This window comes from Bordetella genomosp. 13, assembly GCF_002119665.1.
In the GTDB taxonomy this organism is placed as follows: Bacteria; Pseudomonadota; Gammaproteobacteria; order Burkholderiales; family Burkholderiaceae_B; genus Bordetella.
The window spans coordinates 593903-612814 of the sequence record NZ_CP021111.1 but is presented as its reverse complement, the minus strand read 5'-3'; the positions used below and the strand labels follow the sequence as shown (position 1 = coordinate 612814).

Annotated in this window: 19 protein-coding genes and 1 pseudogene; 13 read left to right on the top strand and 7 right to left on the bottom strand. The window is 68.3% G+C overall.

Annotated features, from left to right (window positions below; genetic code table 11):
• Positions 1 to 124 precede the first annotated feature (124 nt).
• A complete protein-coding gene (locus tag CAL15_RS02795; RefSeq protein ID WP_086077240.1) occupies positions 125 to 1045 on the top strand; it encodes a hypothetical protein in 921 nt (306 codons plus the stop codon).
• A 36-nt stretch (positions 1046 to 1081) separates the two neighbouring features.
• On the opposite strand, the gene CAL15_RS02790 is transcribed toward CAL15_RS02795, so the two are convergent.
• From CAL15_RS02790 to CAL15_RS02775, 4 genes are all read right to left on the bottom strand, one after another.
• A complete protein-coding gene (locus tag CAL15_RS02790; protein WP_232468103.1) occupies positions 1082 to 2080 on the bottom strand; it encodes a Bug family tripartite tricarboxylate transporter substrate binding protein in 999 nt (332 codons plus the stop codon).
• 119 nt (positions 2081 to 2199) lie between these two features.
• A complete protein-coding gene (locus CAL15_RS02785) occupies positions 2200 to 3150 on the bottom strand; it encodes a hydroxymethylglutaryl-CoA lyase (RefSeq protein ID WP_086077239.1) in 951 nt (316 codons plus the stop codon).
• Complete coding sequence (locus tag CAL15_RS02780; protein ID WP_086077238.1) at positions 3147 to 4340, bottom strand: CaiB/BaiF CoA transferase family protein; 1194 nt, start codon at positions 4338 to 4340, stop codon at positions 3147 to 3149. The genes CAL15_RS02785 and CAL15_RS02780 overlap by 4 nt, the downstream gene beginning before the upstream one ends.
• A 640-nt stretch (positions 4341 to 4980) precedes the next feature.
• Entirely contained in the window at positions 4981 to 5880 is a 900-nt protein-coding gene (locus CAL15_RS02775) for a LysR family transcriptional regulator (protein ID WP_086077237.1), read from the bottom strand.
• 130 nt (positions 5881 to 6010) lie between these two features.
• Here CAL15_RS02775 and trmB point away from each other — a divergent pair, with 130 nt between their 5' ends.
• The 4 genes from trmB to CAL15_RS02755 are packed head-to-tail and all read left to right on the top strand — an operon-like array spanning position 6011 to position 8826.
• Positions 6011 to 6778: a tRNA (guanosine(46)-N7)-methyltransferase TrmB gene (gene trmB / locus CAL15_RS02770; protein ID WP_198299130.1), complete on the top strand. Its 768-nt coding sequence runs from the start codon at positions 6011 to 6013 to the stop codon at positions 6776 to 6778.
• Between the two features lie 2 nt (positions 6779 to 6780).
• Entirely contained in the window at positions 6781 to 7731 is a 951-nt protein-coding gene (gene pip / locus CAL15_RS02765) for a prolyl aminopeptidase (protein WP_086077235.1), read from the top strand.
• A gap of 18 nt (positions 7732 to 7749) precedes the next feature.
• Positions 7750 to 7950, top strand: a complete 201-nt coding sequence (thiS, locus tag CAL15_RS02760; protein ID WP_086080891.1) for a sulfur carrier protein ThiS — start codon at positions 7750 to 7752, stop codon at positions 7948 to 7950.
• 48 nt (positions 7951 to 7998) lie between these two features.
• Complete coding sequence (locus tag CAL15_RS02755) at positions 7999 to 8826, top strand: hypothetical protein (RefSeq protein ID WP_086077234.1); 828 nt, start codon at positions 7999 to 8001, stop codon at positions 8824 to 8826.
• A gap of 74 nt (positions 8827 to 8900) precedes the next feature.
• Here CAL15_RS02755 and ffh read toward each other — a convergent pair whose 3' ends face one another.
• Positions 8901 to 10304, bottom strand: coding sequence for a signal recognition particle protein (gene ffh / locus CAL15_RS02750; protein ID WP_086077233.1), 1404 nt, complete (start codon positions 10302 to 10304; stop codon positions 8901 to 8903).
• Between the two features lie 87 nt (positions 10305 to 10391).
• On the opposite strand from ffh, the gene CAL15_RS02745 reads away from it, so the two are divergent.
• From CAL15_RS02745 to CAL15_RS02730, 4 genes are all read left to right on the top strand, one after another.
• Positions 10392 to 11237, top strand: a complete 846-nt coding sequence (locus tag CAL15_RS02745) for a cytochrome C assembly family protein (protein ID WP_086077232.1) — start codon at positions 10392 to 10394, stop codon at positions 11235 to 11237.
• 1 nt (position 11238) lies between these two features.
• Positions 11239 to 11508 carry a PP0621 family protein gene (locus CAL15_RS02740; RefSeq protein WP_086077231.1) on the top strand — a complete coding sequence of 90 codons (270 nt, stop codon included), beginning with the start codon at positions 11239 to 11241 and terminating at the stop codon, positions 11506 to 11508.
• Between the two features lie 97 nt (positions 11509 to 11605).
• Entirely contained in the window at positions 11606 to 12184 is a 579-nt protein-coding gene (gene ampD, locus CAL15_RS02735; protein WP_086077230.1) for a 1,6-anhydro-N-acetylmuramyl-L-alanine amidase AmpD, read from the top strand.
• A gap of 18 nt (positions 12185 to 12202) precedes the next feature.
• Positions 12203 to 12826, top strand: coding sequence for a glutathione S-transferase family protein (locus tag CAL15_RS02730; protein WP_086077229.1), 624 nt, complete (start codon positions 12203 to 12205; stop codon positions 12824 to 12826).
• 39 nt (positions 12827 to 12865) lie between these two features.
• Here the strand turns inward: CAL15_RS02730 and CAL15_RS02725 are convergent.
• Both CAL15_RS02725 and CAL15_RS02720 read right to left on the bottom strand, forming a co-directional pair.
• Positions 12866 to 13747 (bottom strand): annotated as a pseudogene (locus CAL15_RS02725) (spermidine synthase); the annotation flags it as partial.
• Positions 13748 to 13769: 22 nt separating this feature from the next.
• Entirely contained in the window at positions 13770 to 14567 is a 798-nt protein-coding gene (locus tag CAL15_RS02720; protein ID WP_086077227.1) for an IclR family transcriptional regulator, read from the bottom strand.
• Positions 14568 to 14751: 184 nt separating this feature from the next.
• On the opposite strand from CAL15_RS02720, the gene CAL15_RS02715 reads away from it, so the two are divergent.
• From CAL15_RS02715 to CAL15_RS02700, 4 genes are read left to right on the top strand one after another with little or no spacing between them, the layout of a single operon-like run.
• A complete protein-coding gene (locus CAL15_RS02715; protein WP_086077226.1) occupies positions 14752 to 15741 on the top strand; it encodes a 2-dehydro-3-deoxygalactonokinase in 990 nt (329 codons plus the stop codon).
• 10 nt (positions 15742 to 15751) lie between these two features.
• Entirely contained in the window at positions 15752 to 16405 is a 654-nt protein-coding gene (locus CAL15_RS02710) for a 2-dehydro-3-deoxy-6-phosphogalactonate aldolase (protein WP_086077225.1), read from the top strand.
• Positions 16402 to 17550, top strand: coding sequence for a galactonate dehydratase (dgoD, locus tag CAL15_RS02705; RefSeq protein WP_086077224.1), 1149 nt, complete (start codon positions 16402 to 16404; stop codon positions 17548 to 17550). The genes CAL15_RS02710 and dgoD overlap by 4 nt, the downstream gene beginning before the upstream one ends.
• Before the next feature lie 35 nt (positions 17551 to 17585).
• Positions 17586 to 18902 (top strand): MFS transporter, encoded by a 1317-nt coding sequence (locus CAL15_RS02700; protein WP_086077223.1) that lies wholly within the window; start codon positions 17586 to 17588, stop codon positions 18900 to 18902.
• Positions 18903 to 18912: the final 10 nt, after the last annotated feature.

The window sequence follows — 18912 nt, the reverse complement described above, 5'->3', positions numbered from 1 at the left end:
GGGCGATATATGTTCGGGTTTGATAAGGTCTGTTACAAGACGCCAGGAAGCATCCAGGACCGATCGCATCGCCCGAGCCTCCCGCATGCCCCCCGGCGTCGTCTGAAAGGAAAGGACAGACGCCATGACGGATTCATCCACGCACCCGGCCGACCGCACAATGCCGGGCACGATACCCCCCATCGAAGCCGCACCGGGCTGGGAGGTGGTATGCGCGGTGAAATATAGCACCCTGAACAAAGCCCTCCTGGCCGGCGCCCGGCCGACGCCTCAATGGAGGCGCGGTGGTCCCGTCGACCTGCAGGGCAGCAGCACCGCGGGCCGGCTGGCGCAAGGCTTGATCGACGCCATACAGCTGGCGCCCGGCTGCGGCGGTCTCCTGAGATGGCGGATCGAGGTGAACGCCGCCCAATATCACAACCTTTCCTCGCGGCTGCGCATCGACGGAGCCTTTCGCTTCAGCGTGCTGATCCGCACGCAACTGTGCTTCGCGGCCACGCCCGGGCAGCCCGGCCTGCTGTGCGTGCAGGTGGACCCGGATGCTTCCCTGCCCGCGCACATGCCGCAGGTGACCAGCGTGACGCTCGACCCGGAGTTCCTGGCCGACACGCGCCTGAACATCTTCGACGTGGCGAATATCGAGGCCGACCTGAAGGCCATCGTGGCGCGCACGCTGCCGGCGCATCTGCCCGAGATGCTCGGCGCCATGCCGCTGTCCGGTCCGCTGTCGCCGCCCGCGCTGCGGAGCGAGCTGTCGCGTTCGAGCCCCCAGGCCTATACCTACGGCGCCGGACAGATCGGCGCGCAGCACGAGGAACTGCTGGTCGTGCTGGTGCCTGCCGATGAGTCGGTGGACTTCCACGGATACGCGGCGCGCGACAGCGCGCCGCTGCTGCGCCAGGCGCGTGCCGCGGGCGAACCTTACCGGGACGACGCTCCCTCCATGTTCGAAGACAACGACGAGCTCGCGGCGCAAGCGTCGCGCGTGCCGCACGGCCTGTGGCTGTCCGGATACTCGCGGGCGGTCAATACCCTGGCTCCATGACGATCCTGCTCTACCGCACGGCAATGCACGAGGCCCTTACTCCGCAGTGATGTTCGCGGCCTTCACCACCTTGTTCCAGCGCGCGAGTTCCTCGCGGGTGTAGTCGCCAAGCTCCTTCGGACCCATGAAGCGCGCTTCCGCGCCCTGCTCCGCCGCCTTTTGGCGGAACGCATCGGTCTTCATGATCTTCTCGATCTCGCCGGCCAGCTTGTTCACCACCTCGGGCGGCGTGCCCGCCGGCGCATACATGGCGAACCACGACGAGACCTGAAGGTCGGGGTAGCCGGCCTGCGCGGCGGTGGGCACATCGGGCAGGGACGGCAGACGGTTCTCGCCCGTGACGGCCAACGCGCGCAGCTTGCCGGCGGCGATCTGGCCCAGCAGAGGCGGCGGCGTGGTGATGGTCATGTCCACCGACCCGCCCAGCAGGTCGTTCAGCGCGGGGCCGGTGCCCTTGTACGGAATGTGCGTGGTCTTGATGCCGGCCATCTGGTTCAGCAGCTCGGTGGCGACCTGCTGCAGCGAACCGTTGCCCGAGGACGCGTAGTTCAGCCCGCCCGGGTTGGCCTTGGCGTAGTCCACCAGTTCCTTCAGGCTGTTGATGGGCAGGCCGGGACGCACCACGATGACCTGCGGCGCCGACAACACATTCGCCACGGGCGCGAAGTCCTTGATCGGATCCCAGCCGATGTTCTTCATCACGCTGGGCGTGATGACCTGGAATCCCGAGTACTGCAGCAGCAGCGTGTAGCCGTCGGGCTTGGCGCGCGCCACGGCCTGCGCCGCGATGCCGCCCGAACCGCCCGGGCGGTTTTCCACCACCACGCTCTGGCCCAGCGCCTGGGCGAGCGGCTGGGCGATCAGGCGCGCCGCGATGTCCGTGGTGCCGCCGGGCGCCGCCGACACGATCAGCGAGATGGGGCGGTCGGGATACTCAGCCGCCGCGGCGGTTCCTGCCGACACCAGCATGGCGGCGCCGGCCGCCAGGCCGAGCAATAGCGAGTGCATGGGTTTGCGAGCAAAGCGGAAAGTCATGAGTCGTCTCCTGGATGTTGTGAAAGTCGTTGCAGCAGGATGGCGCGCGCGAGCGCGCCCCCGCCGCCCGCAAGGAACGGCGGAATCGAAAAAGGGAATGTGAGCGAGCCTGCCCGCCGTCAGCCCGGGCTGAAGCGCTCGGCCAGCCAGGCCGGCGGCTCGTGCGTGGCCAGCCGCGGGCCCGCCGCGATGAGCGGATTGGCCAGTTCGCGCTCGACCAGCCTGGGCAGACCGCGCACCACGTCCATCAAGGGCGGCAGCGCCACCCCGGTGTCCACGCCCATGCAGGCGAACATGTGGACTAGCTCTTCGGTATTGACGTTGCCGCTGGCGCCGGGCGCGTACGGACAGCCGCCCAGGCCGCCGGCCGCCGCGTCGAAGCGCACGATGCCGGTTTGCCAGGCCGCCACCGCATTGGCCAGGGCCATGCCGCGCGTATTGTGCAGATGCACGGTCAGCGCGGCGCCTGGCAGTTCGCGCGCCGCACGCTCGCACAGCTCGGCCACCTGCGTCGGATACGCCATGCCCGTGGTGTCGCACAATGTGATGCCGACGGCGCCCGCGTCCACCAGGCTGTGCGCCAGGCGCATCACCTCGTCGGGCGACACGTCGCCGTCGAACGGGCAGCCGAACACGGTCGACAACGAGACGTTGCACGGCGCGCCGGCCTCGCCCGCGGCGCGCAGCACCGCCGTCAACTCGGCCAGCGACTGCTCGCGCGTCATGCGCAGGTTGGCGCGGTTGTGCGTCTCGCTGGAAGACATCACCAGATTCATTTCGTCGGTGCCGCACTCCAGCGCACGCTCCAGACCGCGTATGTTGGGCACCAGGGCGGTGTAGACCACGCCCGGCTTGCGCCGGATGCGGCGCATCACTTCCTGCGCATCGGCCAGCGCGGGAATCGCCTTGGGCGACGTGAAACTGGTGACCTCGATGCGCGCGAAGCCGCACTCGGACAGCGCGTCGACGAAAGCCACCTTGTCGTCGGTGGCCACCATGGCCTTCTCGATCTGCAGGCCGTCGCGCGGCCCGACCTCGTTGATCTCGATGCGGGCGGGACCCTGGTTCATGCGATGACTCCCTGGGCGCGCAGGTGCGCCCGCTGCGTCTCGTCCAGGCCCGCGGCCTGGAGCACGGCATCGGTATGCTCGCCGAGCGTGGGCGCGCGATGATGGACCTCGCCGGGATTGCCCGACAGGATGGGGAACACGGCGGGCATCTCGACCTGGATGCCGCTGGCCGCCTGCACGCCCACGATGGCCTGGCGCGCGCGATAGTGCGGGTCGGCGGCGATGTCGGCCACGGAATACACGCGCCCGGCCGGCACGTCGGCCTCGCGCATGGCCTCAAGCACCTCGTCGATGCTGCGGTCGGCAGTCCACGCGCCGATGGCGGCGTCCAGCTCCTCCACGCGGGCGGCGCGGCCATCGTTGCGCGCCAGGCCGGGATCCTGCGCCAGGTCTGCACGGCCGATGCGCGTCATCAACCGCACGAAGATGCCATCGCCATTGCCCGCGATCAGCACGTAGCCGTCGCGGCACAGATAGGCGTTGGAAGGCGCGATGCCGGGCAGCGCCGCGCCGGAAGGCTGGCGCACCGTGCCGAATACCGAGTACTCGGGCAGCAGGCTCTCGGTCAGGTTGAACAGGCTTTCGTACAGCGCCGCGTCGATCACCTGCCCCTGTCCCCCGCGCGCATCGCGCTGGTACAGGGCCAGCATCACGCCCAGCGCGCCATGCAGCCCCGCAATGGTGTCGCCCAACGACAGGCCGCCGCGCACGGGCGCCCGGCCCGGTTCGCCATTCAGGTATCGCACGCCCGCCATGGCCTCGCCGATGGCGGCAAAGCCCGGCTCGCGCGCCTTGGGACCAGTCTGCCCATAGCCGGAGACACGCAGCATGATGAGCCGCGGATTGAGGGCATGCAGGGCCTCCCACGACATGCCCCATTTCTCGAGCGTGCCGGGACGAAAGTTCTCGATGAGCACGTCGGTCTCGGCCGCCAGCATGCGAACGATGTCCTGTCCTTCGGGCTGCCGCAGGTCCACGCACACGGACTGCTTGTTGCGGGACTGGGCCTCCCACCACACCGAGGTGCCCTCATGCAACAGACGCCACTTGCGCAAGGGATCGCCCTGCCCGGGCGGCTCGATCTTCACGACCTGCGCACCGAAATCGGCCAGCGTCTTGGCCGCAAAAGGTCCGGCGATCAATTGGCCGAGTTCCAGCACACGTATGCCGGCCAGTATCTGCGCAGCCATGTCTCCTCCGTTGTGCGACGTATCCGTCTGTCAGGTCCGAAAGTCTGCGCGCAAAGCCGCGCCAAGGGGAATCGACTTTACGGGAAAAGGGGTTTCTCGGTATGCGAAAGGGATCAACATTGGGTTCTTGAGGCGTCCTTCATGATCCCTTCGCGGCCGTGCCGGCCAAGTCGTTCGGCTCGGGCGCGCCATCAGGCGCCCTCGGCCCCCTGCGGGGGCTTCCCTCTCTCCAATTGGCCGGCACGGCCGCGAAGGGATCATGAAGGACTCAAGACAATGTTGATTGGGCGATGGGAAAAACCGCTCGTCTATGGTGCGGTGTATGCAGGGCGATAGAAGCCCTGTCTCTCACCACGTCTTCAGTGCCGCGCATTCATCGACGCCGCCATAGACCAATCCCACACCGCACGAAGCCAACGCCGTCGAGGAATTTGATCTCATGCAGCATCGTTGGGGTGGGTGGGGTGGCACGGCCAATTGGAGGAGGGGAAGTCCCCGAAGGGGACCGAGGGCGCCTGATGGCGCGCCCGAGCCCGACGACTTGGCCGGGACGCCCCGCGCCAGCCCGCCCACCCCAACGATGCGTCTGAAGAACCCAAACCTTCCACAAAGACACCCCCCTTCCAACCCCCCCCTCCCGTTACGGTTCGTCGCTGCGCAGATGCATCACGAGCGAACGAGCCGCAACGGTCAACGTCTCCACGTCCCGCACGGCGAGCAGCAATCCGCGATGCGCCCACTCGTCGGTCAACGGGATCAACCGCAACCGCATCGACCTGGCATGCGGCTCCGCCGCCAGGCGCGGCAACAGTCCCACGCCGCCGGTTGCCGCCACCATCCGGCAGATCGCGTCGAAGCTGCGAACCTGGATCCGCAGCCGCATCGGCTTGTCCAGCTGCGCGCTGGCCTCGGCCAGGCGCATGGCCAGCGAAGTGGCCGGCGGGAGACTCACGTAGTCGTAGTCCAGCGTGTCGGCGAAGTCCAGGCGGCGGCGTCCCGCCAGCGGATGGCCTGGCGGCGTGACGAGCACCAGCTCATCCAGCCGGTACGGCATGGTCTGCAGGCCCTGCATGGGCGTGCGGTCGGCCACGATGCCCACGTCCGCGCGGTTCTCCACCAGCGCCGCCACCACGTCGCTGCTGTTCTGCTCTTCCAGCTGCACGTTGACCGCCGGGTGCGCCTCCATGAAGGTCGTCAGGTCTTCGGGCAGGAACTGCGTGATGGACGAGGTATTGGCGGCGACGCGCACCTGGCCGCGCACGCCTTGCGCATAGTCGGACAGCGTGCCGGCCATCTGTTCGATTTCCTGCAGCACGCGGCGGGCGTGCGCCAGGCAGGCCTGGCCGGCGTCGGTCAGGGCCACGCCGCTGGCATTGCGGAACAGCAGCGGCGTGCCCAGCGCGTTCTCGAGATCGGATATACGTCGGCTGGCCGCGCCCACCGCCAGATGGGAATGGCGCGCGCCCCCCGAGATGCTGCCGTGCCGGGCCACGGCGATGAACAGCGCGAGCGTGGTGAGGTCGATACGGGCGAGATTCATGCGCCGATGCTACTCCAGGAGGACGATGTCCACATCGGCGCACCGGATGGGATTACGCCCCTGCCTCGGCCGGCCGGCCGATCCTCACGCCGCAGGACGCGGAGCGTCGCCGCCCACTACAATCCCAGCCATGAACACCCGCATTCCCGAACAGAACGACCCGGCCGCCCCGCTGTCGCCGGCCACCCAGGCTGCGCTCGAACCCGCCGCCCATGCGCCCGACAGCCCGGGCGCCACGCACATCCGCAGCTTCGTGCACCGCCGCGGCCACATCACGCAGGGCCAGCGCGACGCACTGGAACGCCTGCTGGACAAGTGGTCGCTGCCCTATGCCCCGAAACCGCTCGACCCCGCGGCCGCCTTCGGACGCTCGGCCCCCACCATCCTCGAGATCGGCTTCGGCATGGGCGAGACCACCGAGAAGATCGCCCTGGCCCGCCCGGGGGACAACTTCCTGGGCGTCGAGGTGTTCAACGCGGGCGTGGGCTCGCTGCTGCGCCGCATCGAAGACTCGTCCATCGCCAACCTGCGCATCATCCAGCACGATGCCGTCGAGGTGGTCCGCGACATGATCGCCCCCGACTCGCTGGACGGCGTGCACGTGTATTTTCCCGACCCCTGGCCGAAGAAGCGCCACCACAAGCGCCGCCTGATCCAGCCGCCCTTCGTGGCGCTGCTGGCCAGCCGCATCAAGCCGGGCGGCTATCTGCATTGCGCCACCGACTGGGAAGACTACGCGGTGCAGATGCTCGAGGTCCTGGGCGCCGAGCCGCTGCTTCGCAACACGGTGGACGGCTACGCGCCGCGCCCCGACTATCGTCCCCAGACCAAGTTCGAGACGCGCGGCCTGCGTCTGGGCCATGGCGTATGGGACCTCATTTTCAAGCGAGCCGCCTGACCATGCTGTATCCACCGATCGAGCCGTATCGCCACGGCATGCTGGATACCGGCGACGGCCACCAGGTCTATTGGGAGATGGCCGGCAATCCCATGGGCAAGCCGGCCGTGTTCCTGCATGGCGGCCCGGGCAGCGGCTGCTCGCCGGTACATCGCCAGTTGTTCGATCCGCGCCGCTACAACGTGCTGCTGTTCGACCAGCGCGGCTGCGGCCGGTCGCAACCCCACGCCAGCCTCGAGAACAACACCACCTGGCACCTCGTATCCGACATCGAACGGCTGCGTACCGAAGTGATGGGCGCCGAGCGCTGGCTGGTATTCGGCGGCTCATGGGGGTCGACGCTGGGGCTGGCCTATGCGCAGCGCCATCCCGAAAGCGTCAGCGAACTGGTGTTGCGCGGCATCTTCGGCCTGCGGCGCGCCGAAATCCAGTGGTTCTACCAGGAAGGCGCATCCTGGCTGTTTCCCGACCATTGGGAAGACTACCTCGCGCCCATTCCGCCCGAAGAGCGCGGCGACATGGTGGCCGCCTATCGCAGGCGCCTGACCAGCCCCGACCCGCAGGAGCAACTGCGCGCCGCCAAGGCCTGGAGCCGCTGGGAAGACAACACCATCACACTGCTGCCCAGCCCGCGGCATCAGCAAAGCCACGCCGCCGACCGCGCCGCGCAGGCCTTCGCCCGCATCGAGAACCACTATTTCGTGCACGGCGGATTCATGGAAGTCGACGGCCAGCTGCTGCGCGACGCATACAAGCTGCATGGCATCCCGGGCACCATCGTGCAGGGCCGCTACGACGTCTGCACGCCGGCGCGCACCGCATGGGAGCTGCATCGCGCCTGGCCGCAGGCGCGCTTTCACCTGGTGCCCGATGCGGGCCATGCCTTCGACGAACCCGGCATCCTGGCGCACCTGGTCCAGGCTACCGCCGCCTACGCCGCCAACGGCGGCTGACGGATCATCATCATGGAAATGCACATCACCCTGAACGGCGACCGACGCCCCCTGCCGCCGGCCACCACCGTCACCGGCCTGCTCGAAACCCTGGGCTACGCGGGCAAGCGCGTGGCGGTCGAGCGCAACGGCGAGATCGTTCCCAAAAGCCAGCACGCGCAGACGGCGCTGGCCGATGGCGACCAGATCGAGATCGTGGTGGCGGTGGGCGGCGGCTGAGCACTGCGCCCCCTTCCCTTTTTTGCACCGCAGGACAATCCCGGATCCATGCTGCCCGACCATCTACACGCCGTGTGCGTCAGTACCGGCGAGGCGTTCGACGACCTCGACATCCATCGCCTGTACAACATGCTGCGGCGGCATTGCCCCATTCCGTTCACGCTGCATTGCATGACGGACCGGCCCCGCAACGTGCCCCCGGCCGTGCAGGTGCACGTGCTGGACGACTGGCACGAGCTCGAACGCCCGGACATGCGGCAGACCACCAAGAAGCTGCGCCTGTTCGCCGAGCACGGCATGCCGGCGCCCGAGTTCCTGTACATGGACGTCAGCCTGGTCATCCGCAGCGACATGCGGGACATGCTGGAGTTCGCGTTCAACTCGCCCGCCGACCTGGTCATCGTGCCGCACTGGCGCAACGAGGGGTTCAACTCGTCGGTGATGCGCATCCGCAGGGGCGCGCTGTCAGTGATATACGACGCGTTCCGCGCCGGCGAACACTACGTGCAGACCGTGAAGGGCGACCAGGAGTTCATCTATTTCAGCCTGCGGGCCCGCAACATGCTGGACCGCACGATGACCTTTCCGGATGGACAGATCATCAGCTACAAGACGACCCGCCGCCTGGATCGCAAAGACCACAAACGCGCGAGCGCACGCCTGGCCAATGCGATCATCGTCAAATTCCACGGCAGGCCCAAACCGGCCCAGGTGCTGGGCGGCTTCTGGGAAAGCCTGCATGCCCGCCTGCGCCGCAGCGGCAACTTCGGGCGCCGCGATCTGCAGGAACACTGGCGGCTGCCGGCATCATGGCCCGAGTTGGAAGAGCCGCAAACCGGGCAACAACGCCCCATCGCGGTGGAACAACACAAGTAGCCCGTGCGCATGCGGCGCTGCACCGGCCGGGCGCCGCAAGACGCGCCGCCCCCGGGCGCGCCGCGTCCGCGGCATCAGCGCCCGAAGCGCCCCAGCCCCTTCATGCCGCCCATGGCCCGCATCATCTTGGCCATGCCGCCCTTCTTCATCTGCTTCATCATTCCCTGCATCTGCTCGAACTGCGACAGCAGGCGGTTGACCTCTTGCACCGGCACGCCGGCGCCCGCGGCGATGCGGCGCTTGCGCGAGGCCTTGATCAATTCGGGCTTGGCGCGCTCGCCCGGGGTCATGGAATTGAGGATGCCTTCGGTGCGGCGCATCTGCTTCTCGGCCTGGCCGCCTTGCAGCTGGCCCGCGGCCTGCTGGAACTGAGCCGGCAGCTTCTCGAGCAGCGAGTTCATGTCGCCCAGCTTCTTCACCTGGCCGATCTGCTCGCGGAAGTCGTTCAGGTCGAACTTGTTGCCCGACTTGATCTTGGCCGCCAGCTTCTGCGCCTCGGCGATGTCGATGTTCTTCTGCGCCTGCTCGACCAGCGACACGATGTCGCCCATGCCCAGCACGCGCTGCGCCATCCGCTCGGGGTGGAAGGGCTCGATGCCGTCGAGCTTTTCCGAGACGCCGACGAACTTCAGCGGCTTGCCGGTGACGTGACGCACCGACAGGGCGGCGCCGCCGCGCGCGTCGCCGTCCAGCTTGGTCAGCACCACGCCGGTCAGCGGCAGCGCGTCGGCGAAGGCGCGCGCGGTGTTGACCGCGTCCTGCCCTTGCATGGCGTCGACCACGAACAGCGTCTCGACCGGCTTGACCAGGTCGTGCAGCGCGCGGATCTCGCGCATCATGGCCTCGTCGATGCCCAGGCGGCCGGCCGTGTCGACGATGAGCACGTCGTAGTGATGGCGGCGCGCGTGCTCAACGGCGTTGCGCGCGATGTCCTCGGGCTTCTGGCTGGCGTCGGACGGCAGGAAATCGACCCCCGCCTGCGCGGCCACGGTTTTCAGCTGCTCGATGGCGGCCGGACGATAGACGTCGGCGCTGACCACCAGCACTTTCTTGCGGCCGGTCTTGCGGCCGGCCTGGCTGTGCTGGCCCTCGGCCAGCCAGCGCGCCAGCTTGCCGGTGGTGGTGGTCTTGCCCGCGCCCTGCAGGCCCGCCATCAGGATGACGGCCGGCGGCTGCACGGCCAGCGACAGTTCGCCGGCGGTCGGCCCCAGGTCGCCGCCCATGAGGCTGGTCAGTTCCTTGTGGACGACGCCCACCAGGGCCTGGCCGGGGCTGAGGCTGGCGGCCACCTCTTCGCCCAGCGCGTTTTCCCGCACGCGCGCGACGAAGTCGCGCACCACCGGCAGCGCCACGTCGGCCTCCAGCAGCGCCATGCGCACTTCGCGCAGCATCTCCTGGGTATTGGCCTCGGTCAGGCGGGCTTCGCCGCGCAGCGTCTTGACGACGCGCGACAGTCGTTGGGTAAGGTTATCGAGCATGAGAGACGTTTCGCTTACACTAGCCGGCTGAACCGAAGCTGCGGCGGGCGGCTGCGCCCGCGTGCTTCCATCCAAACGACGGTTTCTATGTCACCAGGCATTGTATTTCACGCCGGGGCGGCCCTGGCGTACGCGACGCTGGGTGTCGTGCTGGGCCGCCGGCTGCAGCAGGGCGCGGACAGCGTCGAGCAGGCAGGGCGCACGGCTCGCCTGTGGCTGCTGGCCGCGCTGGTGCTGCACGGCATCGGCCTCTACCAGGCGATGCTGGGCTCGGGCCAGCTGTTCGTGGGCTGGGCGCTGGCGCTGTCGGCGGCCGTTTGGCTGGGCCTGGTGGTGTTCTGGCTCGAAAGCCTGCTGGTGCGCCTGGACGGCCTGCAGCTGCTGCTGGTGCCGGCCGGCATGCTGGTCACCCTGCTGGCCGCCGTATTTCCGCAGGGCGTGTATGTACAGCACGCCGACAGCAACTGGCTGCGCGCCCACCTGCTGGTGGCACTGGCCGCCTACGGGCTCATCACCATCGCCGCCCTGCAGGCCACGCTGATGGCGCTGCTCGACCGGCACCTGCATCGCCCCCAGGCCGCGCCCGGCGAGCGCGGCCTCGTGGGCCGGGTGCTCGACGTGCAGCCCCCGCTGCTGATGCAGGAACAACTGCTGTTCCGCGTCATCTGGATCGGTTTCGTGGTGTTGACGATGGCGGTGTGCCTGGGATCGGTGGCCTCGCTCAGCCTCACGGGCCAGGTGCTGCCTTTCGACCACAAGACCGTCTTCACCCTGCTGTCGTGGCTGACCTTCGGCGTGCTGCTGCTGGGTCGCCACATCCGCGGCTGGCGCGGCCGCGTGGCGCTGCGCTGGACGCTTACCGGCTTTGCCCTGCTGATCCTGGCCTATACGGGCAGCCGGTTCGTGCTCGAAGTGATATTGCATAGAGGTTGACGTGAGCAAGCTGCTGTTGTGGGTTCTCATCGTGCTAGTGGTGCTGGTCGCATGGCGCATCATCAATGCGCGCGCCGCGGCGCGCGTCGACAAGGGGCGGCAGCCGGCGGCCGACCGGCCCGTCCGCGGCAAGGGTGGCCCGGCCACGCCGGCCGAAACCATGGTCCGTTGCGCCCATTGCGGCATCCATCTGCCGCGCTCCGAAGCCGTACAGATCGATGGCCGCTCATGGTGCAGCCAGGAGCACGCAAGACTGGGCCCGGGCGCCTGAGCGCCATCGGCAAGCAGCAGGCGCCCTGCTCCCAGGGCTTTTTGCATCCTGCCTGCCCCCCGGCATAATGGCCGCTGGATCAACAACCGAGTCGCTCATGCGCTTGCACCTGGATCGGCATGGCTGGCTGGCGCCCGGACCTTCCGTCGCGCTGCTGCCTTCTCCCAACGTGGACGCGCGCCCCCGTGACGCCCAGGTGTCGCTGCTGGTGCTGCACAACATCAGTCTGCCTCCGGGCCGCTTCGAAGGCCCGTGCGTCGCCGACCTCTTCCTGAACCGGCTCGACCATGGCGCCCATCCCTGGCTGGAACGCCTGCGCGGCCTGCGCGTCTCGGCCCACTTCTTCATCCGCCGCGACGGCTCGGTGATCCAGTTCGCCTCCACCGACGCGCGCGCCTGGCATGCCGGCGCGTCGTGCTTCCTCGGGCGCGAACGCTGCAACGATTTCTCGGTGGGCGTCGAACTCGAAGGCGCCGACACCACGCCCTATACCGACGCGCAGTACGCTACGCTAGCGCGGCTCGCCCGCGTGCTGCGGGTGCGCCACCCCATCGCCCACGTGCGAGGCCACGAACACATCGCGCCGGGCCGCAAGACCGACCCCGGGCCGGCCTTCAAGTGGGCGAAGTTCGGCCGCGACAGCGGTTTCCCGCGGCGCGCCTTGCCGCCCTACTGACCAGACCGAAGGATCGTCATGCTGAAGATCTGGGGCCGCCAGAGCTCCGTGAATGTGCAGAAAGTGCTGTGGACCGTGCGCGAGCTGGCGCTGCCGCACATCCTTACCGCGGCGGGCGGCGCCCACGGCGGCCTGGACACCCCCGAATTCCTCCGCATGAATCCGAACCGCCAGATTCCGGTGATCGACGACGGCGGCTTCGTGCTGTGGGAGTCCAACGCCATCGTGCGCTATCTGTCGGCCCGCTACGGCGAGGGCACGCTCAGCCCCGCCGGCCACGTCGGCCGTGCCGACGCGGACCGCTGGATGGACTGGCAGGCCACCGAATGGCAGCCCTCGATGCTGCGGGCCTTCCTGGGCCTGGTGCGCACGCCCGAGGCGCAGCGCGATGCCGCCGCCATCCAGGCTTCCTTCGAACTGTCCGTCAAGCGCGCGATGGTGCTCGAGGACGCCCTGCAGGGCAAGGACTACGTGACGGGGTCGCGCTTCACCATGGCCGACATCGTGCTGGGCTGCGCCGCGCACCGTTGGCTGGGCCTGCCCGGCGTGCAGCATCCGCCGACGCCGGCCATATCGGCCTGGTACCGCAGGCTGATGATGCGCCCCGCCACGCAAGGCGTGCTGACGCTGCCGCTGGCGTGAGCGCCGCCTGGCGCGCGATGCGCCCGAAGACTGCAGTCTTCAGCCGCCGTCGCGCAAAACCTGGGTGCCTTCCGGAAATGTCAGCCCGCGCTGGAACCGCTCGCGTTCGCGCTCGAGATCCACGCCATAGCGCTCCAGCGGCTTGGCCCAGCGCGCCTCGTTGCGCGCCAGGGCCGCGTCGTCCGGCAGCGGGCCGTTGACGGCGATGATGACGCGATTGTTGGCGCGCAGGTTGAAAGCGGATTCGAACACGCCGGCATAGGTGGCCGACTCGCGATCGTAGAAATCGCTGTTCGAGAACGTGTTGGCCGCCGCCACGCCCTGCGGCGACAACAGCGCGCGCACCTGCTGCAGAAATTCGAGCGTGGTCAGGTGGCGGGGAATGTAGTCGGCGTCGAAGGCGTCGATCAGGATCAGGTCGTAGCGCCCGCCTTCGCGCACGCGCCGTTCGACGAAGGCGCGGCCGTCCTCGTGGTGCACCCTCACGCGTTCCGACACGCGAAAGCCGAACCACGCGCGGGCCACGCGATCCACCGCCGGGTCGATCTCGACCACGTCGATCTCGGCCGCGGGCAGCACCTCGCCCAGCGCCTTGGGCAGCGTGCCGCCGCCGAGGCCGATGATCAGTATGCGCGACGGCTCGGGCTGCACCAGCAGGGTGGACATCATCATGCGCGTGTAGGTGAACGGCATGCGCGGCGAGCCGTCGACGTAGATGCAGGTCTGCCGGGCGTCGGTATCGGCCTGGCCGAACGACAGGCAGCGCTGCCCGTCGCCGGTGTCGTAGACCACCACCGGCGCGTATTCCGATCGTTCGGTATGCAGCACCTGCGCCGCCGGCGCCGGCCCGCATGCCAGCGCCAGCAGCAGCGCGGCCGCTCGGCGTAATGCCCTCAACTCTTTCATCGATACCCTCGCTTCGAGTAGGACCGCGGTAGCGCCGTCAACGCAGGCCGAAACCCAATTCCGCCGAAATGCCGGCCGCCGCCTGGCGGACCTGCGGTGCCAGTTCCCACATGCGCTCCAGTGACAGGTACGGCACCGTGCTGGACACGCTGATCGCCGCCACGATGCCGCCCGTCATGTCGCGCACGGGCGCGGCGACGCAGCGGATGGAGGGCTCATTGTCTTCCAGATCGAAGGCATGGCCCGCGACCGCGTATTCAGCCATGCGTGCCCTGAAGGCATCCCATCCCTGCCTGGCTCCGGGTGCATTGCCCGACACCGGCGCGCCGATGTCGTACAGCGCCCGCCACTGGGCCTCGTCGGCGTCCAGCAGCAGGGCCTTGCCGACGCCTGTCGCCGTCATGGGCATGCGGTGGCCGACGCGGGATCGCATCTCCAGGCCTTTCTTGCCGGGAATTTTTTCCAGGTAGAGCACTTCGTCATTGTCGCGGACCGCCAGATGAATGGTGTCTCCGGTGTCATGCGCGAGGCGGTCGAGATAGGGGCGCGCCAGCGTGGCCAGCGGTATCGCTTCGCGAGCCTGGAAGCCCAGCTCGATGAGCCGCGGGCCCAACACGTAGCCCACGCCGGGCATCACGCGCAGATAGCGCTCCTGCACCAGGCAACTGGCCAGCCGGTGCGTGGTGCTGCGGGCGGCGCCCACGCGCGCGGACAACACCTTCAGGTTGCGGGCGCCCTCGGCCACCGCCTGGATGACGGCCAGGCCGCGGAACAGCGTTTGCGTACCGGTGGGCGCGGCGGCCTCGCCGTCGGGGGGAAATGAAGAACGTGCCATGGATCCTCCGCGCTCGACGCGCGCCACGCATCATATCATCCCTATATATGGGATTTAATTCCTATTTTTGAGATTTTTCCATGACTCCTCTAGAATTCGGCCGGAACGGACACGGCGCCGCAGCGCCGTACCCAGAACTACACCGCGGATCTGGCAGCGCCTGGCCGCATAAACGAGACGACTCATGAATTCCGCCCTTCCCGGACGCGCGCGCCTGATCGCGCTGGACTGGGGCACGTCCTCCCTGCGGGCCTATCGCCTCGGCGACAACGGCGCGATCCTGGACACCCGCCATCTGCCCTGGGGCATCATGCGGCTGCCGCAATCGGTTTCGGTGGGCGCGGCGCCCGCGGTGACCTCTTCCGGGTTCGAACTGGCGTTCGAGCAGGCTTGCGGCGACTGGCTGCGCGCCGAGCCCGGCACGCCGGTCATCGCCAGCGGCATGGTCGGCAGCGCGCAGGGCTGGAAGGAAGCCGCCTATCTCGACGTGCCTGTGCAGCTGGACCAGATCGGTTCCGCGCTTACCGTCATCGACCGCCCCGGCGGACAACCGGTGCACCTGGTGCCCGGCCTGATCCAGCGCCAGGGCCTGCCCAACGTGATGCGCGGCGAAGAGACCCAGGTGTTCGGCGCCCTCGGCCGAGACGACGCCGGCGACGTGCTCGTCGGACTGCCCGGCACGCATTCCAAGTGGGTCACCGTGCGCCAAGGCGGCGTCACCCACTTCGACACTTTCATGACCGGCGAGGTATATGCCGCGCTGCGCGGCCACACCATTCTGGGCCGCACCATGAGCGAAACCCCGGCCCCCGACATGACGGCCTTCGAGCACGGCATGAAAGTTGCCGGCAGCGAGGCGGGCCGGGCCGGCGTGCTCTCCACCATCTTCAGCACCCGCACGCTGGGCCTCACGGGCGCACTGCCTGGACACGCCCAGGCCGAATACCTGTCGGGCCTCCTGATCGGCCACGAGATCGCTGCCCTGGCGGACCTGGTGCGTACGCGCGGCGAGCCGTCGCGCATCGTGTTCTGCGGCGAGGCGTCGCTGTGCCGGCGCTATGGCCTGGCCGCGCAGCATTACGGCCTGGGCTCGCCCGAAGTCGCGGAACACGCGACCGAGCGCGGCCTGTGGCGCGTGGCGCTGGCGGCCGGCCTGGTCTCAACCCAATCCTGAAGGAGCGCCCATGATGCATTCCGCCCTGCAAACCGCCATGGCCCACTGCGGGCTCGTCGCCATCCTGCGCGGCATGCGGCCCGAAGAATCCGTCGAGGTCGGCCAGGCCCTGTACGACGCGGGCTTTCGCGTGATCGAGGTGCCGCTGAATTCCCCCGAACCGCTGCAGAGCATCCGCCTGATGCGCGAGGCGCTGGCCATCGATTGCGTGATCGGCGCCGGCACGGTGCTGGATCCCGACGATTGCACGAAGATCCGTGACGCCGGCGGCGAGCTCATCGTCATGCCGCACAGCGACCCGGCGGTGATCGGCGCGGCCAAGAACGCCGGCATGGCCTGCACGCCCGGCGTGGCCACGCCCACCGAAGCCTATGCCGCGCTGGCCGCTGGGGCCGACGCGCTGAAGCTGTTTCCCGCCGAGCAGCTCGGCCCCGCCGTGGTGAAAGCCTGGCGCGCCGTGCTGCGCAAGCCCGTCGGGCTGATTCCCGTGGGCGGCATCACCCCCGAAACCATGGCCCCCTATGTGCAGGCCGGAGCCAGCGGCTTCGGCCTGGGCTCGGCCCTCTACAAACCCGGCTACACCGCCGCCGACGTCGCCCAGCGCGCCGAGTCTTTCGTAGCCGCATGGCAGCAGGCGCTTTCCAGTCAGGAGACCCAAGCATGAAGATCACCAAACTCACCACCTACATCGTGCCGCCGCGGTGGTGCTTCCTGAAGATCGAGACCGACGCGGGCATCGTGGGCTGGGGCGAACCCGTGGTCGAAGGCCGTGCGCATTCCGTGGCCGCCGCGGTCGAGGAACTGGCCGACTACCTGGTCGGCAAGGACCCGCGCAACATCGAGGACCACTGGACCGTGCTGTACCGCGGCGGCTTCTACCGCGGCGGCGCCATCCACATGAGCGCGCTGGCCGGCATCGACCAGGCGCTGTGGGACATCAAGGGCAAGGACCTGGGCGTGCCGGTGTCGCAGCTGCTGGGCGGCAACGTGCGCGACCGCATCCGCGTGTACTCGTGGATCGGCGGCGACCGCCCGGCCGATACCGCCGCCGCGGCCAAGGGCGCCGTCGAGCGCGGCTTCACCGCCGTCAAGATGAACGGCACCGAAGAACTGCAGTACATCGACACGCACGACAAGGTCGAGAAGTGCCTGGCCAACGTGGCGGCGGTGCGCGATGCGGTGGGCCCGAACGTGGGCATCGGCGTGGACTTCCACGGCCGCGTGCACAAGCCCATGGCCAAGGTGCTGATCAAGGAACTCGAGCCGTACAAGCTCATGTTCATCGAGGAGCCCGTGCTGAGCGAACACTACGAGGCCCTGAAGGAACTGGCGCCGCTGAGCTCCACGCCCATCGCACTGGGCGAGCGGCTGTACTCGCGCTGGGACTTCAAGCGCATCCTGTCGGAAGGCTACGTCGACATCATCCAGCCCGATCCTTCGCATGCGGGCGGCATCACCGAGACGCGCAAGATCGCCGCCATGGCGGAAGCGTACGACGTGGCCCTTGCGCTGCATTGTCCGCTGGGTCCGATCGCGCTGGCCACCTGCCTGCAGATCGACGCCGGCTGCTACAACGCCTTCATCCAGGAGCAGAGCCTGGGCATTCACTACAACGCGGCCAACGACCTGCTCGACTACGTCGTGAACCGCGATGCCTTTGCCTACCGCGACGGCATGGTCACCATTCCGCAAGGGCCCGGCCTGGGCATCGAGGTGAACGAAGAGTACGTGAAGGAACGCGCCACGACGGGCCACCGTTGGCGCAATCCCATCTGGCGCCACGCCGACGGCAGCTTCGCCGAGTGGTAAGCAAATAATCAAACCGCGCTTTCGAGGAGACACCCGTGTCCACGTCCGCTTCCACGCACGTCGGCGCAGCCGCGCAACAGCCGACGCGCAGCCGCTACATCATCATGGTGATGCTGTTTATCACCGTGGTCATCAACTATCTGGACCGCAGCAACCTGTCCATCGCCGCGCCCGCGCTGCGCGATGAACTGGGCCTGGACACGGTGCACGAAGGCCTGATCCTGTCGGCCTTCGGCTGGACCTACGCCGCCATGCAGATTCCCGGCGGCTGGCTGGTCGACCGCGTCGCGCCGCGCGTGCTGTACGCGCTGGCGCTGATCCTGTGGTCGGCCGCCACCTTCGTCATGGGCTTCGCCACCAGCTTCATCGCGCTGTTCGTGCTGCGCCTGGCCGTCGGCGCGCTGGAAGCCCCGGCGTACCCGATCAACAACCGCGTCGTCACCGCATGGTTTCCCGAGAAGGAACGCGCCTCCGCCATCGCCTTCTACACCTCGGGCCAGTTCGTGGGCCTGGCCTTTCTCACGCCGGTGCTGGCCTGGCTGCAGCACGCGTACGGCTGGCACATGGTGTTCGTCAGCACGGGCCTGATCGGCATCGTGTGGGGCGTGGTCTGGTACCTGGTGTACCGCGAGCCGCGCCAGTTCAAGGGCGCGAACCAGGCCGAACTCGACCTGATCCAGCAGGGCGGCGGCGTCATCGACCTGAACCAGCGCGTGGCCGAGAAGAAGAAGGAGCCCTTCAGCTGGAGCGACCTGGGCCTGGTGATGTCCAAGCGCAAGCTGTGGGGGGTGTACCTGGGCCAGTTCTGCCTGACCTCCACGCTGTGGTTCTTCCTGACCTGGTTCCCCACCTATCTGGTGAAGTACCGCGGCATGGACTTCATCAAGTCGGGCTTCCTGGCCTCCGTGCCCTTCCTGGCCGCGTTCATCGGCGTGCTGTGCTCCGGCGTGGTGTCCGACTTCCTGGTCCGGCGCGGCGCCAGCCTGGGTGTGGCCCGCAAGCTGCCCATCATCCTGGGCCTGCTCATCTCCACCAGCATGATCGGCGCCAACTACACCGATTCCACCTCGTGGGTGATCTTCTTCCTGGCGGTGGCGTTCTTCGGCAACGGCCTGGCGTCGATCACGTGGTCGCTGGTGTCCACGCTGGCGCCCGAGCGGCTGCTGGGTCTGACGGGCGGCGTGTTCAACTTCGTGGGCAACCTGTCGTCCATCTGCACTCCCATCGTGATCGGACTGCTGGTGTCCAAGGACAACTTCGCGCCCGCCATCGTGTACGTGTCCACGCTGGCGCTGCTGGGCGCGCTGTCGTACATCCTGCTGGTGGGCAAGGTGGAGCGTATCGAGGCTTGATGGTTCGCGA

Coding starts and splice junctions, on each gene's coding strand:
- CAL15_RS02795 (WP_086077240.1), top strand. CDS start 125: ATGACGGATTCATCCACGCACCCGGCCGACCGCACAATGCCGGGCACG.
- CAL15_RS02790 (WP_232468103.1), bottom strand. CDS start 2,080: ATGACTTTCCGCTTTGCTCGCAAACCCATGCACTCGCTATTGCTCGGC.
- CAL15_RS02785 (WP_086077239.1), bottom strand. CDS start 3,150: ATGAACCAGGGTCCCGCCCGCATCGAGATCAACGAGGTCGGGCCGCGC.
- CAL15_RS02780 (WP_086077238.1), bottom strand. CDS start 4,340: ATGGCTGCGCAGATACTGGCCGGCATACGTGTGCTGGAACTCGGCCAA.
- CAL15_RS02775 (WP_086077237.1), bottom strand. CDS start 5,880: ATGAATCTCGCCCGTATCGACCTCACCACGCTCGCGCTGTTCATCGCC.
- trmB (WP_198299130.1), top strand. CDS start 6,011: ATGAACACCCGCATTCCCGAACAGAACGACCCGGCCGCCCCGCTGTCG.
- pip (WP_086077235.1), top strand. CDS start 6,781: ATGCTGTATCCACCGATCGAGCCGTATCGCCACGGCATGCTGGATACC.
- thiS (WP_086080891.1), top strand. CDS start 7,750: ATGCACATCACCCTGAACGGCGACCGACGCCCCCTGCCGCCGGCCACC.
- CAL15_RS02755 (WP_086077234.1), top strand. CDS start 7,999: ATGCTGCCCGACCATCTACACGCCGTGTGCGTCAGTACCGGCGAGGCG.
- ffh (WP_086077233.1), bottom strand. CDS start 10,304: ATGCTCGATAACCTTACCCAACGACTGTCGCGCGTCGTCAAGACGCTG.
- CAL15_RS02745 (WP_086077232.1), top strand. CDS start 10,392: ATGTCACCAGGCATTGTATTTCACGCCGGGGCGGCCCTGGCGTACGCG.
- ampD (WP_086077230.1), top strand. CDS start 11,606: ATGCGCTTGCACCTGGATCGGCATGGCTGGCTGGCGCCCGGACCTTCC.
- CAL15_RS02730 (WP_086077229.1), top strand. CDS start 12,203: ATGCTGAAGATCTGGGGCCGCCAGAGCTCCGTGAATGTGCAGAAAGTG.
- CAL15_RS02720 (WP_086077227.1), bottom strand. CDS start 14,567: ATGGCACGTTCTTCATTTCCCCCCGACGGCGAGGCCGCCGCGCCCACC.
- CAL15_RS02715 (WP_086077226.1), top strand. CDS start 14,752: ATGAATTCCGCCCTTCCCGGACGCGCGCGCCTGATCGCGCTGGACTGG.
- CAL15_RS02710 (WP_086077225.1), top strand. CDS start 15,752: ATGATGCATTCCGCCCTGCAAACCGCCATGGCCCACTGCGGGCTCGTC.
- dgoD (WP_086077224.1), top strand. CDS start 16,402: ATGAAGATCACCAAACTCACCACCTACATCGTGCCGCCGCGGTGGTGC.